The organism is Nocardia asteroides, from assembly GCF_021183625.1.
Lineage (GTDB): Bacteria > Actinomycetota > Actinomycetes > Mycobacteriales > Mycobacteriaceae > Nocardia > Nocardia asteroides_A.
On record NZ_CP089214.1, the window covers coordinates 5,174,099 to 5,189,245 of the forward strand.

The 15,147-nt window shown below is 72.7% G+C and carries 17 protein-coding genes; 11 read left to right on the forward strand and 6 right to left on the reverse strand.

Annotated features, from left to right (window positions below):
- Position 1: 1 nt before the first annotated feature.
- The 3 genes from LTT61_RS24010 to LTT61_RS24020 all read right to left on the reverse strand — a co-directional run bounded on the left by LTT61_RS24010 (position 2) and on the right by LTT61_RS24020 (position 4,016).
- Positions 2 to 2,044 carry an ATP-dependent DNA helicase gene (locus LTT61_RS24010; protein ID WP_269821792.1) on the reverse strand — a complete coding sequence of 681 codons (2,043 nt, stop codon included), beginning with the start codon at positions 2,042 to 2,044 and terminating at the stop codon, positions 2 to 4.
- Between the two features lie 63 nt (positions 2,045 to 2,107).
- The gene (locus LTT61_RS24015) at positions 2,108 to 2,674 is read right to left on the reverse strand and encodes an isochorismatase family protein (RefSeq protein WP_233016307.1); all 567 of its coding nucleotides are present in this window, start codon (positions 2,672 to 2,674) and stop codon (positions 2,108 to 2,110) included.
- 28 nt (positions 2,675 to 2,702) lie between these two features.
- The gene (locus LTT61_RS24020) at positions 2,703 to 4,016 is read right to left on the reverse strand and encodes a nicotinate phosphoribosyltransferase (RefSeq protein WP_269821793.1); all 1,314 of its coding nucleotides are present in this window, start codon (positions 4,014 to 4,016) and stop codon (positions 2,703 to 2,705) included.
- 147 nt (positions 4,017 to 4,163) lie between these two features.
- Between LTT61_RS24020 and clpS the strand changes: the two genes are divergently transcribed.
- From clpS to rdgB, 10 genes are all read left to right on the forward strand, one after another.
- Positions 4,164 to 4,517, forward strand: a complete 354-nt coding sequence (gene clpS / locus LTT61_RS24025; protein ID WP_233016308.1) for an ATP-dependent Clp protease adapter ClpS — start codon at positions 4,164 to 4,166, stop codon at positions 4,515 to 4,517.
- 20 nt (positions 4,518 to 4,537) lie between these two features.
- Complete coding sequence (locus tag LTT61_RS24030) at positions 4,538 to 5,107, forward strand: DUF2017 domain-containing protein (protein WP_233016309.1); 570 nt, start codon at positions 4,538 to 4,540, stop codon at positions 5,105 to 5,107.
- Positions 5,104 to 6,144: a P1 family peptidase gene (locus tag LTT61_RS24035; RefSeq protein ID WP_233016310.1), complete on the forward strand. Its 1,041-nt coding sequence runs from the start codon at positions 5,104 to 5,106 to the stop codon at positions 6,142 to 6,144. Before LTT61_RS24030 ends, LTT61_RS24035 begins: the two co-directional genes overlap by 4 nt.
- Positions 6,145 to 6,224: 80 nt before the next feature.
- A complete protein-coding gene (locus LTT61_RS24040; protein ID WP_269821794.1) occupies positions 6,225 to 6,638 on the forward strand; it encodes a M67 family metallopeptidase in 414 nt (137 codons plus the stop codon).
- A gap of 25 nt (positions 6,639 to 6,663) precedes the next feature.
- Entirely contained in the window at positions 6,664 to 6,975 is a 312-nt protein-coding gene (locus LTT61_RS24045) for a MoaD/ThiS family protein (protein WP_233016311.1), read from the forward strand.
- A gap of 4 nt (positions 6,976 to 6,979) precedes the next feature.
- A complete protein-coding gene (locus LTT61_RS24050) occupies positions 6,980 to 7,942 on the forward strand; it encodes a PLP-dependent cysteine synthase family protein (RefSeq protein WP_233016312.1) in 963 nt (320 codons plus the stop codon).
- A gap of 40 nt (positions 7,943 to 7,982) precedes the next feature.
- Positions 7,983 to 8,651: a rhomboid family protein gene (locus LTT61_RS24055; protein ID WP_233016313.1), complete on the forward strand. Its 669-nt coding sequence runs from the start codon at positions 7,983 to 7,985 to the stop codon at positions 8,649 to 8,651.
- Between the two features lie 71 nt (positions 8,652 to 8,722).
- Complete coding sequence (locus LTT61_RS24060; protein WP_233016314.1) at positions 8,723 to 9,487, forward strand: cyclic nucleotide-degrading phosphodiesterase; 765 nt, start codon at positions 8,723 to 8,725, stop codon at positions 9,485 to 9,487.
- Positions 9,488 to 9,531: 44 nt separating this feature from the next.
- Positions 9,532 to 10,305, forward strand: a complete 774-nt coding sequence (rph, locus tag LTT61_RS24065) for a ribonuclease PH (RefSeq protein ID WP_233016315.1) — start codon at positions 9,532 to 9,534, stop codon at positions 10,303 to 10,305.
- A gap of 2 nt (positions 10,306 to 10,307) precedes the next feature.
- Positions 10,308 to 10,916: an RdgB/HAM1 family non-canonical purine NTP pyrophosphatase gene (gene rdgB, locus LTT61_RS24070; protein WP_233016316.1), complete on the forward strand. Its 609-nt coding sequence runs from the start codon at positions 10,308 to 10,310 to the stop codon at positions 10,914 to 10,916.
- Here the strand turns inward: rdgB and LTT61_RS24075 are convergent.
- Genes LTT61_RS24075 through LTT61_RS24085 form a run of 3 tightly spaced genes read right to left on the reverse strand, consistent with a single transcriptional unit; the run spans position 10,913 to position 12,596 of the window.
- The gene (locus LTT61_RS24075) at positions 10,913 to 11,275 is read right to left on the reverse strand and encodes a DUF3817 domain-containing protein (protein ID WP_233016317.1); all 363 of its coding nucleotides are present in this window, start codon (positions 11,273 to 11,275) and stop codon (positions 10,913 to 10,915) included. The two genes, rdgB and LTT61_RS24075, sit on opposite strands and share 4 nt — an antisense overlap.
- On the reverse strand, positions 11,272 to 11,670 hold the full coding sequence (locus tag LTT61_RS24080; RefSeq protein WP_233016318.1) for a transcriptional regulator: 399 nt from the start codon (positions 11,668 to 11,670) through the stop codon (positions 11,272 to 11,274). The genes LTT61_RS24075 and LTT61_RS24080 overlap by 4 nt, the downstream gene beginning before the upstream one ends.
- A 50-nt stretch (positions 11,671 to 11,720) precedes the next feature.
- The gene (locus LTT61_RS24085) at positions 11,721 to 12,596 is read right to left on the reverse strand and encodes an oxidoreductase (protein WP_233016319.1); all 876 of its coding nucleotides are present in this window, start codon (positions 12,594 to 12,596) and stop codon (positions 11,721 to 11,723) included.
- A 122-nt stretch (positions 12,597 to 12,718) separates the two neighbouring features.
- On the opposite strand from LTT61_RS24085, the gene LTT61_RS24090 reads away from it, so the two are divergent.
- Entirely contained in the window at positions 12,719 to 14,749 is a 2,031-nt protein-coding gene (locus tag LTT61_RS24090; RefSeq protein ID WP_233016320.1) for an MDR family MFS transporter, read from the forward strand.
- Positions 14,750 to 15,147: the final 398 nt, after the last annotated feature.

Below are 15,147 nucleotides of genomic sequence, written 5' to 3' on the forward strand. Positions count from 1 at the left end.
GTCAGGAGGCGGTGAGCCGGGCCAGCGCCTTGGCGACGACCTGCGGGTCCGCGGTCTCCCAGTAGGGCGGTAGCGAGGCGCGGAGGTAGCCGCCGTAGCGGGCGGTGGCGATCCGGGAATCCAGGATCGCGATCACGCCGCGGTCGTCGACGCTGCGCAGCAGCCTGCCGGTGCCCTGGGCGAGCAGCAGCGCGGCGTGGTTCGCCGCGACGGTCATGAAGCCGTTGCCGCCGCGCGACTCCACCGCCCGCTGTCGCGCGGTGAGCAGCGGGTCGTCCGGGCGCGGGAACGGGATGCGGTCCAGCAGGACCAGGCTCAGCGACGGGCCGGGCACGTCGACGCCCTGCCAGAGCGAGAGCGTGCCGAAGAGCGAGGTGGCCGGGTCCGCGGCGAAGGCCTTGACCAGCGCGCCGGTGGCGTCGTCGCCCTGGCAGAGCACGGGGGTGTCGAGCCGCTCGCGCATGGCCTCGGTGGCGGCCTTCGCCGCGCGCATGGAGGAGAAGAGCCCGAGGGTTCGGCCGCCCGCGGCCTGGACGAGCCGCTCGATCTCGTCCAGCACGGCGGGGGACATGCCGTCCCGGCCGGGGGGCGGCAGGTGCTTGGCGACGTAGAGGATGCCGGAGCGGGCGTGGTCGAAGGGCGAGCCGACGTCCAGCGACGACCAGCGCACCGTCTCGGTATCCGACGGGGCCTGCGCGCCGTTGGCGGTGCCGGTATCCGGCCGGTTCGCGGCCTGCGCGGGCAGCCCCCAGGTGCTCGCGAGGCCGTCGAAGGAGCCGCCGATCTGCAGCGTCGCCGAGGTGAGCACCACGGTGGAGGCGCCGAAGAGCCTGCTGCGCAGCAGCCCGCCGACGGAGAGCGGCGCCATCCGCAGCGTGCGCCTGGTGACCCCGCGCAGCTCGTCGGCGGCGAGCCAGATGACGTCGCGGCGGGCCGCCGGATCCGGCTCGTCGAAGGCGGAGAGCGCGCGCACCGCGCTGTCGTGCACCTCCTCCACCGCGACCAGCGCCTGGTTGCGCGCGGCCGCGGCCTCCGGGTCGCTGCCCTGCGCGGTGGTGCCGCCGGGCGGGGAGAGCGCGGTGCGGACGTTCCAGGCGGCGTCGCGGATCAGCGCGAGGACCGGGGTGGCGCTCTCCGGGAGCCGCTCCCAGCGGGCGGCGGGCAGCTCGTCGAGCACCTCGTGCCAGGCCTCGCCCGCCTCCTCGAGGCGGTCCAGCTCCCGCTCGTCCACCAGCTTGACGCAGCGCTTGGCGGCGGCGGTGACGGTGGCGGGGGCCAGTTCGGCGGTGGCGACGCCGGTGACCCGGTCGACCAGCTCGTGCGCCTCGTCGATGATCACCACGTCGTGCTCGGGCAGGATCTGGATGCCGCTGATGGCGTCGATGGCGAGCAGCGCGTGGTTGGTGACCACCACGTCGGACTGCGCGGAGTCGGCGCGCGCCTTCTCGGCGAAGCAGTCCTGGCCGAAGGGGCAGCGCGACTTGCCGAGGCACTCCCGGGAGGAGACGCTGACCTGCCGCCAGGCGCGGTCGCTCACGCCGGGGGTGAGCTCGTCGCGGTCACCGGTCTCGGTGTCGGAGGCCCAGGTGTTCAGGCGCTGGACCTCGCGGCCGAGGCGGGAGACGGCGAAGGCGTCGAAGAGCTCGGCCTCGGCCGGGTCCTCCGGGACGGCGCTGTTCATCTTGTTCAGGCAGAGGTAGTTGTTGCGGCCCTTGAGGATCGCGAAGCGGGCGGTGCGGCCGAGCGGTTTCGTGAGCGCATCGGCGAGCCGGGGGAGGTCGCGGTCGACCAGCTGGCGCTGCAGCGCGATGGTGGCGGTGGAGACCACGACGGTGCGGCCGGTGCGGACCGCGTGCCGCAGCCCGGGCACCAGGTAGGCCAGCGACTTCCCGGTGCCGGTTCCCGCCTGCACGGCGAGGTGCTCGCCGGTGTCGATGGCGTGCGCGACGGCCGCGGCCATGGTGACCTGCCCGGTCCGCTCGGTGCCGCCGAGCGCGCGGACGGCGGTGGAGAGCAGTTCCGGGACCGGCGGCAGTTCGGGCACGCGCAGCAGCCTACTGCGGTGCGCCGACATGCTCGGCGCGGGCGCGGTGCCGCGCCGAGCGGCTCAGTGGCCGAGGTCGCCGTCGAACTCCACGCCTGCGGCGGCCATGCGCTCCATGGCGACGGTCGTGGTCTCGGGTGCGACCCCCGCAGTGAGGGCGAGCAGCACCCTGGTGTCGAACCCGGCCTCGCGGGCGTCCAGCGCGGTCGCCCGGACGCAGTGGTCGGTGGCGATTCCGACCACGTCGACGGCGTCGATATCGCGCGCCCTCAACCACTCCGAGAGCGACGAACCATCCTCGGCCGCACCCTCGAACCCCGAGTAGGCGGCGGCGTACTCGCCCTTGCTGAACACCTCGTCCACGGCGTCGGTGCTGAAGTTCGGGTGGAAATCGGCGCCCGGCGTGCCGACCCGGCAGTGCGGCGGCCAGCTGTCCACGTAGTCCGGGGTGTCGGAGAAGTGGTCACCCGGATCGATGTGGTGGTCCCGGGTAGCCACCACCGCGGCGTAATCAGCGCCGAGCAGGTAGTCGCTGATCCGCCCCGCCACCGCGGCCCCACCGGTCACGGCGAGCGACCCGCCCTCGCAGAAATCGTTCTGCACGTCCACCACGATCAACGCTCGTGCCATGACTACCTCACCTCTCGGAGACCGACCTCTATTCTGCCGCGAAGGTGGTCGGCACCGCCGGTTCGCCCGCGGAGAGCTTGAGCCCCTCCCACGGCAGGCTGACCAGCCCGCGCGCCACCAGGTCGCGGCTCTCGGCCAGGCTCGGCTGGTCCGGCGTGACCTCGCCCCCGCGCACCAGCGGAACGTGCAGCTCGCGCGGGGTGAACTCGCCGGTCGCGGGCGTGGAGCCGGCCGGGAAGACGACCTCCTCGACGATGGTGCCGCTGGCCCGGGCCAGCCGGATCGCGCCCTTGGTGCCGCCGCGCGACTCCTTGTGGCTGCTCCGCTTGGCGACCGGAACCCCGTCCACCTCGACCAGCTTGTAGACCATGCCCGCGGTGGGCGCGCCGGAGCCGACGACCAGCGAGGTGCCGACGCCGTAGACGTCGACCGGCTCGGCGCGCAGCGCGGCGATGGCGTACTCGTCCAGGTCGCCGGAGACCACAATCCGGGTGCGGGTGGCGCCGAGGCCGTCCAGCTGGTCGCGGACCTGCCCGGCCAGCACCCCGAGGTCGCCGGAGTCGATCCGCACTCCGCCGAGCTCGGGGCCTGCCACCTCGATGGCGGTGGCGACGCCCTGCGTGATGTCGAAGGTGTCGACCAGCAGCGTGGTGCCGATGCCGAGCGCCCGCACCTGGCTGCGGAACGCCTCGGCCTCGTGCTCGCCGTCGCTGCCGCTGTGCAGCAGGGTGAAGGCGTGCGCGCTGGTCCCGGCGCCGGGGACGCCGTAGCGCCGCACCGCCTCCAGGTTCGAGGTGGCGTCGAAGCCGGCCAGGTAGGCGGCGCGCGAGCTGGCCGGGGCGGCGAGCTCGTGGGTGCGGCGCGAGCCCATCTCGATCATCCGGCGCCCGGCCGCCGCGCTCACCATGCGGGCGGCGGCGGAGGCGATGGCGCAGTCGTGGTTGTAGACGGAGAGGATCAGCGTCTCCAGGATCACGCACTCGGCGAAGGTGCCGCGCACCGAGAGCACCGGGGAGTTCGGGAAGTACAGCTCGCCCTCGGCGTAGCCGTCGATGTCGCCGCCGAAGCGGTACGCGCGCAGCCACTCCAGCGTCCGGTCGTCCAGGAAGCGCGCCGCGACCTCGAGTTCGGCCGGGCCGAAGCGGAATCGGGTGAGGGACTCCAGCATCCGGCCGGTGCCCGCGACGACGCCGTACCGCCTGCCGTTCGGCAATCGCCTGGCGAACACCTCGAAGGTGCAGCGCCGGTGCGCCGACCCGTCGGCGAGCGCGGCGGCGAGCATGGTCAGCTCGTACTGGTCGGTCAGCAGCGCGGTGCTCGCCCGCCCGTCGATGGTCTCCACCCGGGCCACTCTAGACATCGCCCGGCCGCTGATCGGGGAGCATGATAGGCGCGCTGGCCCCCGGCCGGGCCGGAACGGGGGCCGCGGAGCGGGAAAGGCCGCACCTCGGATGGTTGTGTATTCCGCCCGCCGTCGTACCCTGGACGCATGGCCCAGTTCGACCGAGTCGATGCCGGCGATCGCGCGGCGGCCGTTGCCGTCGTCGCGCACGCGACACCGTCGGCGACACCCGAAGCCATCGAGCGCAGCGAGATCCTGGAGGCCGTCGACCGGCCCTGGGTCACCGTGGTCTGGGACGACCCGGTGAACCTCATGCACTACGTCACCTACATCTTCCAGAAGCTCTTCGGCTACAGCAAAGCCAAGGCGACCGAGCTCATGCTGCAGGTGCACAACGAGGGCAAGGCCGTGGTGACCTCCGGCCCGAGGGACAAGATGGAGCACGACGTACAGCGGCTGCACGCCGCCGGGCTGTGGGCGACGATGCAGCGCGACGAGTGAGTGCGGCTACCGTAGGCATCGTGCGTAAGTGGAGCCGGAAGAATTCGCTGGGCGGCCTGAAACTGCGTTCCGAGATGGACGGCAGGGAGGCCGCGGTGCTGCGCTCGCTGGTCGGGGCGGTGTGCGGCCTGCTCACCGAGCGCGCCGACTCCGGCCCTGACGACGAGCTCGCCGCGCTCACCGGGATGCGGACCGGTAACTCGACCCCGCCCACCGACCCGCAGCTGCTCCGGCTGCTGCCCGATTTCCACCGCGCCGAGCCCGGCTCGCCGGACGCCGACCGGGCCGGGCTGAACAACGCGCTGCGCAGCCTGCACGAGCCGGACATCATCGAGTCCAAGGTGGCGGCGGGCGCGGTGGTGCTGCGCACGGTGCCCGAGGACGGCGGCAAGGTGACGCTCTCGCCGGAGCAGGCCGACGCCTGGCTGACCGCGCTCAACGACGTCCGGCTCGCGCTCGGCACGGTGCTGGAGATCGACGCCGACACCCCGGAGGAGCTGCAGCCGGGCGACCCGCGCGCACCGCACCTCGACGTCTACCACTGGCTCACCTGGATGCAGGACTCGCTGCTCTCGGCGCTCGCCCCGTGATCGGCCCCGGCAACGCGCTCACCGACGTGGTCGGGGTGCTCGTCGGGCACCACCACGAACTCGATCCGGAGGCCACGCTCGGCTCCGGCGCCGCCACCGGCTGCACGGTGGTGCGGGTGCCGGGCGGCGCGGTGGCCGCGGTCGACGTCCGCGGCGGCGGGCCTGGTACCAGGGAGACCGACCTGCTCGACCCGGCCAACTCGGTGCGCCGCGCCGACGCCGTGCTGCTCAGTGGGGGCAGCGCCTACGGCCTCGCCGCCGCCGACGGGGTGATGCGGTACTGCGAGGAGGCGGGCCACGGCATCCCGCTCGACCCGCTCGACCCGGCCCGGGTGGTGCCGATCGTGCCCGGCGCGGTCATCTTCGACCTGCCGGTGGGCGACTGGAACGTCCGCCCGACCGCCGAGTTCGGCTACCGCGCCGCCGCGGCCGCGAGCCGGGAGTTCGAGCGCGGCTCCGTCGGTGCCGGGGTCGGGGCACGGGCGGGCGCGCTCAAGGGCGGCATCGGCACCGCCTCCGTCCTGCTCGACATTGGGATCACGGTGGCCGCGCTGGTGGTGGCGAACCCGGTCGGCTCGGTCTTCGACCCGCGCACCGGGCTGCCCTGGGGCGCGGGCACCGACGGCGCCGAGGCGTTCGGGCTGCGCACCCCGACCCCCGAACAGCTCGCCGCGGCCAACGCGCTGCCGGTGAAGGGCACCGTGCTCAACACCACCATCGGCGTGGTCGCCACCGACGCCCCGCTGGACAAGGCAGGCTGCCGCCGGATGGCGACGACCGCGCACGACGGCCTGGCCCGCGCGGTGCGCCCGGCGCACTCGCCGCTGGACGGCGACACCTTCTTCGCGCTGGCCACCGGCACCGCCGCGCCGCCGCCGGGCCCGCTGCCGCCACCCGCCTTCCCGCCGAACCTGGGGCTGCTGGACGCGGTCTGCACCGCGGCGGCGGTGGTCGTGGAGCGGGCCATCGTGGACGCGGTGCTCTCCGCCCGCTCGATCGCCGGAATCCCCTCCTACAGCGAGCTGTTCGGCGGCTGATCGGGGTGCGCCCGCCGGGGCGGGAATAGCCGAATAAGCTGGCTCGTTGTCGAGTGCGTTGTCGCGGGAAGGGTGTTGTCGTGCTGGTGCTCAGGGCCGACCTCGTCGAGGCGATGGTGGCGCATGCCCGCGCCGACCACCCGGACGAGGCGTGCGGGGTGCTCGCGGGTCCAGAGGGCTCGGACCGCCCGGAGCGGTTCATCGCCATGACGAACGCCGCGCGCTCGCCCACCTTCTACCAGTTCGACTCCGGTGAGCATCTGAAGGTCTGGCGCGAGCTGGACAGCGCCGACGAGGAGCCGGTGGTGATCTACCACTCGCACACGGCGACCGAGGCCTACCCGAGCCGTACCGACATCACGCTCGCGCAGGAGCCGAACGCGCACTACGTGCTGATCTCCACCCGCGACCCGGAGCAGCACGAGCTGCGCAGCTACCGCATCCTCGAGGGCGAGGTCACCGAGGAGCCGGTGCGGGTCGTCGACGCCTACTGAACCCGTTCAACCCCGAGGAGAACCGATGCCGGTAACCGTGTCCATCCCGACCATCCTGCGCAACCTGACCGGCGGCGAGAAGCGCGTGCAGGCCGAGGGCGCGACGCTCTCCGCGCTCATCGCCGACCTGGAGGCGAACCACCCCGGGCTGTCCGAGCGGCTGCTCACCGACGGCAAGCTGAACCGCTACGTCAACATCTACGTCGACGACGAGGACGTGCGCTTCGCCGGTGGGCTGGAAGCCGAGGTGCCGGCGGGCGGCAGCGTGACGATTCTCCCGGCCGTCGCCGGAGGCGCACTCGGCTACACCGGGGCCGGCGCCCTCGAGATCTCCTGATCCGGTGGCACGGTACGAATCGCTGATCGCGACGCTCGGCGACACTCCGCTGGTCGGGCTGCAGAACCTCTCGCCGCGGTGGGCGGGCGAGCAGCCGGTGCGGCTCTGGGCCAAGCTGGAGGACCGCAACCCCACCGGCTCGATCAAGGACCGCCCCGCGCTGCGCATGATCGAGCAGGCCGAGGCCGACGGCAGGCTCACCCCCGGCTGCACCATTCTGGAGCCGACCAGCGGCAATACCGGGATCTCGCTGGCCATGGCGGCCAAGCTCAAGGGGTACCGGCTGGTCTGCGTCATGCCGGAGAACACCTCGGTGGAGCGCAGGCAGCTGCTCACCATGTTCGGCGCCGAGATCATCGGCTCGCCCGCGGCGGGCGGCTCCAACCAGGCGGTGGCCAAGGCCAAGGAGATCGCCGCGGCCAACCCGGACTGGGTCATGCTCTACCAGTACGGCAACCCGGCCAACGCGCTCGCGCACTACGAGACCACCGGCCCGGAGATCCTCGCCGACCTGCCCGAGATCACGCACTTCGTGGCCGGGCTCGGCACCACCGGGACGCTCATGGGCACCGGCCGCTTCCTGCGCGAGCACGTGCCAGGCATCGAGATCGTCGCGGCTGAGCCGCGCTACGGCGAGCTGGTCTACGGCCTGCGCAACATCGACGAGGGATTCATCCCCGAGCTGTACGACGAATCCGTGCTCACCAGCCGCTTCTCCGTCGGCCCGCTGGACGCGGTGCGCCGCACCAGGGAGCTGGTGCTGGAGGAGGGGATCTTCGCGGGCATCTCGACCGGCGCCATCCTGCACGCGGCGCTCGGCGTCGCGCGGAAGGTGATCAAGGCCGGTAAGAGCGCGGACATCGCCTTCGTCGTCTGCGACGGCGGCTGGAAGTACCTCTCCACCGGCGCCTACGACGGCACGCTGGAGGAGGCCGAAGAACGGCTGGAGGGGCAGCTCTGGGCCTGAGCCCCGGTACGCTCGATGCCAGAGCTACGCAGGAGGTGCCATGGTCGTCGGTCCTGGTTCGGGGTCCCCGCCGAACAGTCCATCGGTCGGCTCCCGCGCCGTCGCGGTGATCGGGAAGCTCTGGGCGCAGGCGGCCGCGCTGATGCTCGGCTTCGTCGCGCTGCTCTACGGCATCGAGGGCGTGGACAGCCTGCAGGGCGTCGACCTGGACAGCGAGGGCATCCGCCCGCGCGACCCGGACGGGCTCTGGGGCGTCATCTGGGCGCCGCTGCTGCACGGCAACTGGGATCACCTGATGGGCAACACGCTGCCCGTGCTGATCCTCGGCTTCCTCACCCTGCTCTCCGGGATCGGCCGCGGATTGGCCGCGACCGCCCTCATCTGGCTGATCGCCGGCGCCGGAACCTGGCTCATCGGCGGCGCGGGCACGGTGCACGTCGGCGCCTCCTCGCTGGTCTTCGGCTGGCTCACCTACCTCATCTCCCGTGGCTGGTTCGCCCGCAACCTCACCCAGATCGTGGTCGGGCTCGCGGTCTTCGCGATCTACGGTTCACTGCTCTGGGGCGTGCTGCCCGGCCAGCCGATGATCTCCTGGCAGGGCCATCTCTTCGGGGCCGTGGGCGGCCTCGTCGCCGGCTGGGTACTCTCCGGGGACGAACGTCGTCGCCGACGCGCCACGGAACCGCGCCCGATCGCACACCCCCGGTGACCACGTCGCACACCCGTGAGAATTTGGGGGATCCCTTCGTGACCGGTGAAACGTCGTGGCAGCATGGGGGCATGCGCCTTACCGTCCTCGGGTGCTCGGGCAGCGTGTCCGGCCCGGACTCCCCAGCGTCGGGGTATCTGCTGACCGGTCCGGACCTGACGCCGACGGTCATCGATTTCGGTCCCGGCGTGCTCGGCGCGCTGCAGAAGTACGCCGATCCCGGTGCGGTCGACATCTTCCTGACGCACCTGCACGCGGACCACTGCCTCGACCTGCCCGGCCTGCTGGTCTGGCGCCGCTACCACCCGAGCCCGCCGGTCGGCCGCGCCATCGTGCGCGGGCCGTCGGATGCCCCGCTGCGGATCGGCAACGCCTCGGCCGAGGTCGGCGGCGAGACCGACGACTGGTCCGACGTCATCGACCACCGCACCTGGCGGGAGGGCGAGACCGTCGAGTTCGGGCCGGGGCACACGATTTCGGCGCGCCGGATGTACCACCCGCCGGAGTCCTACGGGCTGCGCATCACCAGCGCCGAGGGCCGGGTCTTCGTCTACACCGGCGACACCGCCGTCTGCGACGCGGTCTTCGAGTTGGCCGAAGGCGCCGACGTGCTGATGTCCGAGGCGTCCTGGACGCACGACCCGGCGAATCGGCCGCCCGGCATCCACCTTTCGGGGCACGAGGCCGGGCTGATCGCGGCCCGCGCCGGGGTCAAGGAGCTGCTGCTCACGCACATCCCGCCGTGGACCTCGCGGGAGGACGTGATCGCCGAGGCGAAGTCGCAGTTCAGCGGGCCGGTGCACGCGGTCGCGCCCGGGGAGAGCTTCGATCTGTAGCACCGCCGCCCGGCGCCGCGCCGGGTGCGGTTAGGCTGACCCCCGTGTCGAGACGAGTGGACGGCAGGGCGGACGACGAGCTCCGCGAGGTCAGGATCACCCGCGGATTCACCACGCATCCAGCGGGATCGGTGCTGGTCGAGTTCGGCCAGACCCGGGTGCTGTGCACCGCGAGCGTCACCGAGGGAGTGCCCGGCTGGCGCCGGGACAGCGGCCTCGGCTGGCTCACCGCGGAGTACGCCATGCTGCCCGCGGCCACGCACACCCGCAGCGGCCGGGAGTCGGTCAAGGGCCGGGTCGGCGGCCGCACCCAGGAGATCAGCAGGCTGGTCGGGCGCTCGCTGCGCGCCTGCATCGACCTCGCCGCCATCGGGGAGAACACCATCGCCGTCGACTGCGACGTGCTGCAGGCCGACGGCGGCACCCGCACCGCCGCGATCACCGGCGCCTACGTCGCGCTGGTCGACGCGGTGACCTACCTCGCGGCGGCGGGCGCGCTCGCCGACCCGCAGCCGATCTCCTGCGGCATCGCCGCGGTGAGCGTCGGCGTCGTCGACGGCCGGGTCCGGCTCGACCTGCCGTACGAGGAGGATTCGCGCGCCGAGGTGGACATGAACGTGGTCGCCACCGACACCGGCACCCTGGTCGAGATCCAGGGCACCGGCGAGGGCGCCACCTTCCCGCGCTCCACCCTGGACAAGCTGCTCGACTCCGCGCTGGCCGGCTGCGAACAGCTCTTCGTGGTGCAGAAGGAGGCGCTGGCCAAGCCCTATCCCGGCACACTGCCGAAGCGCGCCGAGACCGGGAAGCGGCGGTAGCGGTGGCCCGCCGGGTGCTGCTCGCCAGCCGCAACGCCAAGAAACTGACCGAGCTGCGCCGCATCCTGGACGAGGCGGGCGTTGCCGGGATCGAGATCGTCGGGCTCGCCGACGTGCCGGAGTACCCGGAGGAGCCGGAGACCGGTGCCACCTTCGAGGAGAACGCGCTGGCCAAGGCGCGCGACGGCGCCGCGGCGACCGGGTTGCCGTGCGTCGCCGACGATTCCGGGATCGAGGTGGACGCACTGAACGGAATGCCCGGCGTGCTCTCCGCGCGCTGGTCCGGTGGGCACGGGGACGACGCGGCGAACAACGCGCTGCTGCTCGCGCAGCTGAAGGACGTCCCGGACGAGCGCAGGGGCGGGCGGTTCGTCTCCACCTGCGCGCTGGTGTCGCCGGACGGCACCGAGACCGTGGTCCGCGGTGAGTGGCCAGGACGGATCGCCCGGGAGCCGCTCGGCGAGCACGGATTCGGCTACGACCCGCTCTTCGTGCCGGAGGGTGGGGGCCGCTCGGCCGCCCAGCTCACCCCCGCCGAGAAGGACGCCGTCTCCCACCGCGGGCGAGCCCTGAAGCTGCTGCTCCCGGCCTTGACGGCGCTGGCCGACTAGAGGTCGAAGTCCCGTTTCACCTGGACGGCGTTGCGGTGCTCGACGAAGAACGAGAGCAGCGGGACGGTGCCCGCCAGCAGGGTGCCGACGGTGCGACCGAGCGGCCACCGCACCTTGACCGCGAGGTCGGCGGTGAACAGCAGGTAGACGAAGTAGACCCACCCGTGCACCACGGCGATCCAGCTCGGGGTGTCGGCGCCGAAGCCGTACTTGGCGATCATCTCGACGGTGAGCAGCAGCAGCCAGAGACCGGTGGCCCAGGCCAGCACGCGGTAGCGCAGCAGCGCGCCCGCGATCTTTCCGGCATCGGCCGTCCGCTTCGCGGGGCGGGTCTCGGCGGGGTTCTCGCTGGTGGTCAACCGGCGCTCCTGTCGGGGGTGGCCGGGCGGTTCAGCTCGGCGAGGTAGCTGTTGTAGGCGGCGAGCTCGGGATCGTCGTCCCTGGCGGCGGCGGGCCGCTCCGGCAGGATGCCTGCCGGGATCTCGCGCGCGGCGCTCGGCCGGGGCGGGGCCTCGGCCGCCTCCTCGTCGTCGCGCTCCAGCCGCACGAACCGGAAGTACGCGAAGACCACGAACCCGGCGAAGAGCGGCCACTGCAGCGCGTAACCGAGATTCTGGCCGGTGCCGCTCGACGACTCGAACCGCTCCCACTGCCACCAGCCGAGCGCCAGGCAGGCGAGCGCGGCCACGACCACCAGGGCGATCAGGGCCGGGCGGCTGTGGGCCGGGCGGTCCGGCTGAGGTGAAGCGGGCACGCTCCCACGGTACCCGCTTCTACTACAGTCGACGTAGGGCAGCTCCCCGGTCAGAGCGTGGTGCTGATCCCGGTCAGCCGCTCCGACTCCTCCCACAGCCGGCGCTGCAGCTCGGCGTCGCGGGAGAGCCTGGTCGACGGGCACGGGCCGACCGGGCCGCGGGACTGGAACAGCCAGGTCGGGCCCCAGTAGGTGTTCGGGTCGGCGTCCGGCTCGGTGGCGGCGAAGAGCGTCGACTCCGCCGCGTGCCGCGGCGAGTGCCCGACCAGCCGGATGAACGGCTTGCTCACCAGGTCCAGCGGGGTCTCGGTGCGGGTGAAGAGCTCGGTGGCCGAGACGCCCGGGTGCACGCCGTAGGAGCGCACCGCGGAGCCGTTGCTCGCCAGCCTGCGCTGCAGCTCCCTGGCGAACATCAGGTTCGACAGCTTGGCCTGCGAGTAGGCGGCGCCGCGCTGGTAGCCGCGGTGCTCGTAGTTGAGGTCGTCGACCCGGAGCCTCCCCGCCTGCTTGTGCGCGACGCTGGAGACGGTGACCACCCGGTCCCGGATCTTCGGCAGCAGCAGCGCGGTGAGCGCGAAGTGGCCGAGGTGGTTCACGCCGAACTGGGTCTCGAAGCCGTCGGTGGTGCGGGAGAACGGGACGTTCATCAGCCCGGCGTTGTTGATCAGGACGTCGAACCCGCCGGTGGACTCGGCGAAGCCGCGGACCGAGGCGAGGTCGGCCAGGTCGAGCTGCTCGACCCGGACATCGCCGTCGATCTTCTCGGCGATCGCCTTGGCCTTGTCCGCGCTGCGGCAGGCCATGATCACCGTCGCGCCCTTCGCGGCGAGCGCCTTGGTGGCCTCGGTGCCGATGCCGCCGTTGGCTCCGGTGATCACGAAGGTGCGACCGGTCTGGTCCGGGATCTGTGAGGGTTTCCACGCCATGGCGCCCACCTTGGCACACTTTCTGAGACGGGGTGCCCGGACCCCGTTCGCGCCGCACCCCCGATGGTTCGCTGCCGTGTCGCTGAGAGGGTGTTTTGCCGGGGAAGTCGCATACTGAGGCGATGAACGGTGCCGTTGCTGCCGCCACTCCGGCGGAGCCGCTGAGCCGCGCGCGCACCAATGTCGTCTTCGGCACGGTGGTGCTCGGCATGCTCATGGCCGCGCTGGACCAGACCATCGTCTCGACGGCGCTGCCGACCATCGTGGCCGATCTCGGCGGGGCCGGGCACCTGGCCTGGGTGGTCACCGCCTACCTGCTGGCCGAGGCGGTCGCGACGGTGCTCGCGGGCAAGCTCGGCGACCTCTTCGGCCGCAAGCTGGTCTTCCAGCTGAGCGCGCTGATCTTCATCGCGGGCTCCATGGTGGCCGGGCTCGCGGGCGGCATGGCGGTGCTGGTGACGGCGCGGGCGGTGCAGGGCATCGGCGCGGGCGGGCTCATGGTCACCTCGATGGCGCTGATCGCGGACGCCATCCCGCTGCGCGAGCGCGGTAAGTACCAGGGCGCGCTCGGCGCGGTCTTCGGCGTCACCACGGTGATCGGGCCGACGCTGGGCGGGTTCTTCACCGACAGCGTCGGCTGGCGCTGGTGCTTCTACGTCAACGTGCCGCTGGCGATCCTGATGATCGCGGTGGCGGCGCGCAGCATTCCGAAGGTGCGCGCCGCGGTCCGGCCGGTCGTCGACTACGCGGGGATCGGGCTGGTCGCGGTCGGCGTCTCCGCGCTCATCCTCGGGCTGGAGTGGGGCGGGCAGGAGTACCCGTGGGTGTCGTGGCAGATCATCGGGCTCTTCGTGCTCGCGGTGCTGCTGCTCGCCGCGTTCGTCGGGGTGGAGTTGCGGGCGGCGGAGCCGATGCTGCCGATGGCGCTGTTCCGCAGCCGGGTCTTCACCGTGTGCTCGGTGCTCAGCTTCATCGTCGGCTTCGCCATGCTCGGGGCCATGACCTACCTGCCCGCGTACCTGCAGTACGTGGACGGGGTGAGCGCGACCGCCTCCGGGGTGCGCACGCTGCCGCTGGTGGCCGGGCTCTTCCTCACCTCGATCATCTCCGGGCAGGTGGTGGGGCGCACCGGGCGCTACCGGATCTTCCCGATAGCGGGTACCGCGCTCATGGCCGTCGGGCTGCTGCTCATGTCGACCATGGGACGGGGGACGAGCACACTGCGGGAGTCGTTCTCGATGCTGGTGCTCGGGCTCGGGATCGGGCTCGCCATGCAGGTGCTCACCATCGTGGTGCAGAACACCGTGCCGTACGCGCAGCTCGGGACCGCGACCTCGGGGGTCACCTTCTTCCGGACGCTCGGCAGCGCCTTCGGCACCGCCGTCTTCGGCACGCTCTACAGCAACGAGCTGAGCGCGCGGCTGGCGATCGCGCTGGCCGCGAACCCGGGGGTGCCGGTCGAGGCGGCGCAGAACCCGGAGGCGCTGCGCCGGTTGCCCGCCGAGCAGGCGGCGCCGATCATCGACGCCTACGCCGCCGCCATCGACCACGTCTTCCGCTGGGTGGTCCCGGTGGCGCTGGCCGGGTTCGTGATCGCCTGGTTCCTGAAGGAGGTGCCGCTGCGGGACAGCGCCAAGGCGGCGGCGGGCGATGTCGGGGACGGGTTCTCGGTGCCGGGGCCGGACGATCGGGTGGCGCTGCTGGAGCGCGAGGTCGGTACCGCGCTGCGCCGGGCGCGGGCCGCCGGGCCGGTCGGGCCCGAGTTGCTCGCCGCCGCGGGGAGCGGGCTCGGGCGCGGGCAGGCGTGGGCGCTCGGGCAGGTGTACGTGCTGCGGCGGTATCGCGGGGAGGCGACGCTCGGGGCGATCGCACTCGCGCACCGGGTGCCGGAGGAGGTGCTGCTGCCGGTCTTCGCCGAGCTGATCGACTCCGGGTATCTGGCGCGCGGTGGTTCGCGGCTGTTGCTCACCGAGAGTGGACAGCTGGAGGTGGATCGGATTCGCGAGGCGTGGCGGCGGTGGCTGGATGCCCGGCTCGACGACTGGTCGGCCGATGATCCGGCGGATCGTGCGCTGTTGGCGCAGGCGATGGACAGTATCGCGACGAAGTTGCTCGACGAGGGGGTTCGGCAGCGGGAGCTGACCGGGGTCTAGTTCTGCTCGCCCGCAGGGGGTTTCTCGGCCTCGTCCGGAGTCACCGAACCCTGCCCCTTCGCTCCCGCGAACGGACTCGCGCCCTTCGCCTCGGGAGCCGGTTCGGCTCCGGCATCGGCGGGAGCCGCTTGCGTGCCCGCGGTCTCGCCCCCCGAGGGGGCGGTGGGTGTCGCATCCGTCGGAGCCGCTGCTGTGGTCGACCCTTCGGCGGGGGCCGCCGGAGTTGGAGGTGCCGCTGCGGTGCCCGCCTCCGCGGGGGTCACCTGACTCGCGTCCGCCGGGGCGGTCGGTGCGGCCTCACCTTCCCCGGGGGCCGATACCGGACTCGCATCCGGCGCGGGAGCCGCTTCGGCTTCGGCGGGCGCGGCCGCACTCGCGGCGGCGGGGTCCGAAGACCC

What these genes read in the sequence shown, in the direction of transcription:
- LTT61_RS24015 (WP_233016307.1), bottom strand. Translation starts at nt 2,674, where the DNA reads ATGGCACGAGCGTTGATCGTGGTGGACGTGCAGAACGATTTCTGCGAG.
- clpS (WP_233016308.1), top strand. Translation starts at nt 4,164, where the DNA reads ATGGCCCAGTTCGACCGAGTCGATGCCGGCGATCGCGCGGCGGCCGTT.
- LTT61_RS24045 (WP_233016311.1), top strand. Translation starts at nt 6,664, where the DNA reads ATGCCGGTAACCGTGTCCATCCCGACCATCCTGCGCAACCTGACCGGC.
- LTT61_RS24055 (WP_233016313.1), top strand. Translation starts at nt 7,983, where the DNA reads ATGGTCGTCGGTCCTGGTTCGGGGTCCCCGCCGAACAGTCCATCGGTC.
- LTT61_RS24060 (WP_233016314.1), top strand. Translation starts at nt 8,723, where the DNA reads ATGCGCCTTACCGTCCTCGGGTGCTCGGGCAGCGTGTCCGGCCCGGAC.
- LTT61_RS24085 (WP_233016319.1), bottom strand. Translation starts at nt 12,596, where the DNA reads ATGGCGTGGAAACCCTCACAGATCCCGGACCAGACCGGTCGCACCTTC.
- LTT61_RS24090 (WP_233016320.1), top strand. Translation starts at nt 12,719, where the DNA reads ATGAACGGTGCCGTTGCTGCCGCCACTCCGGCGGAGCCGCTGAGCCGC.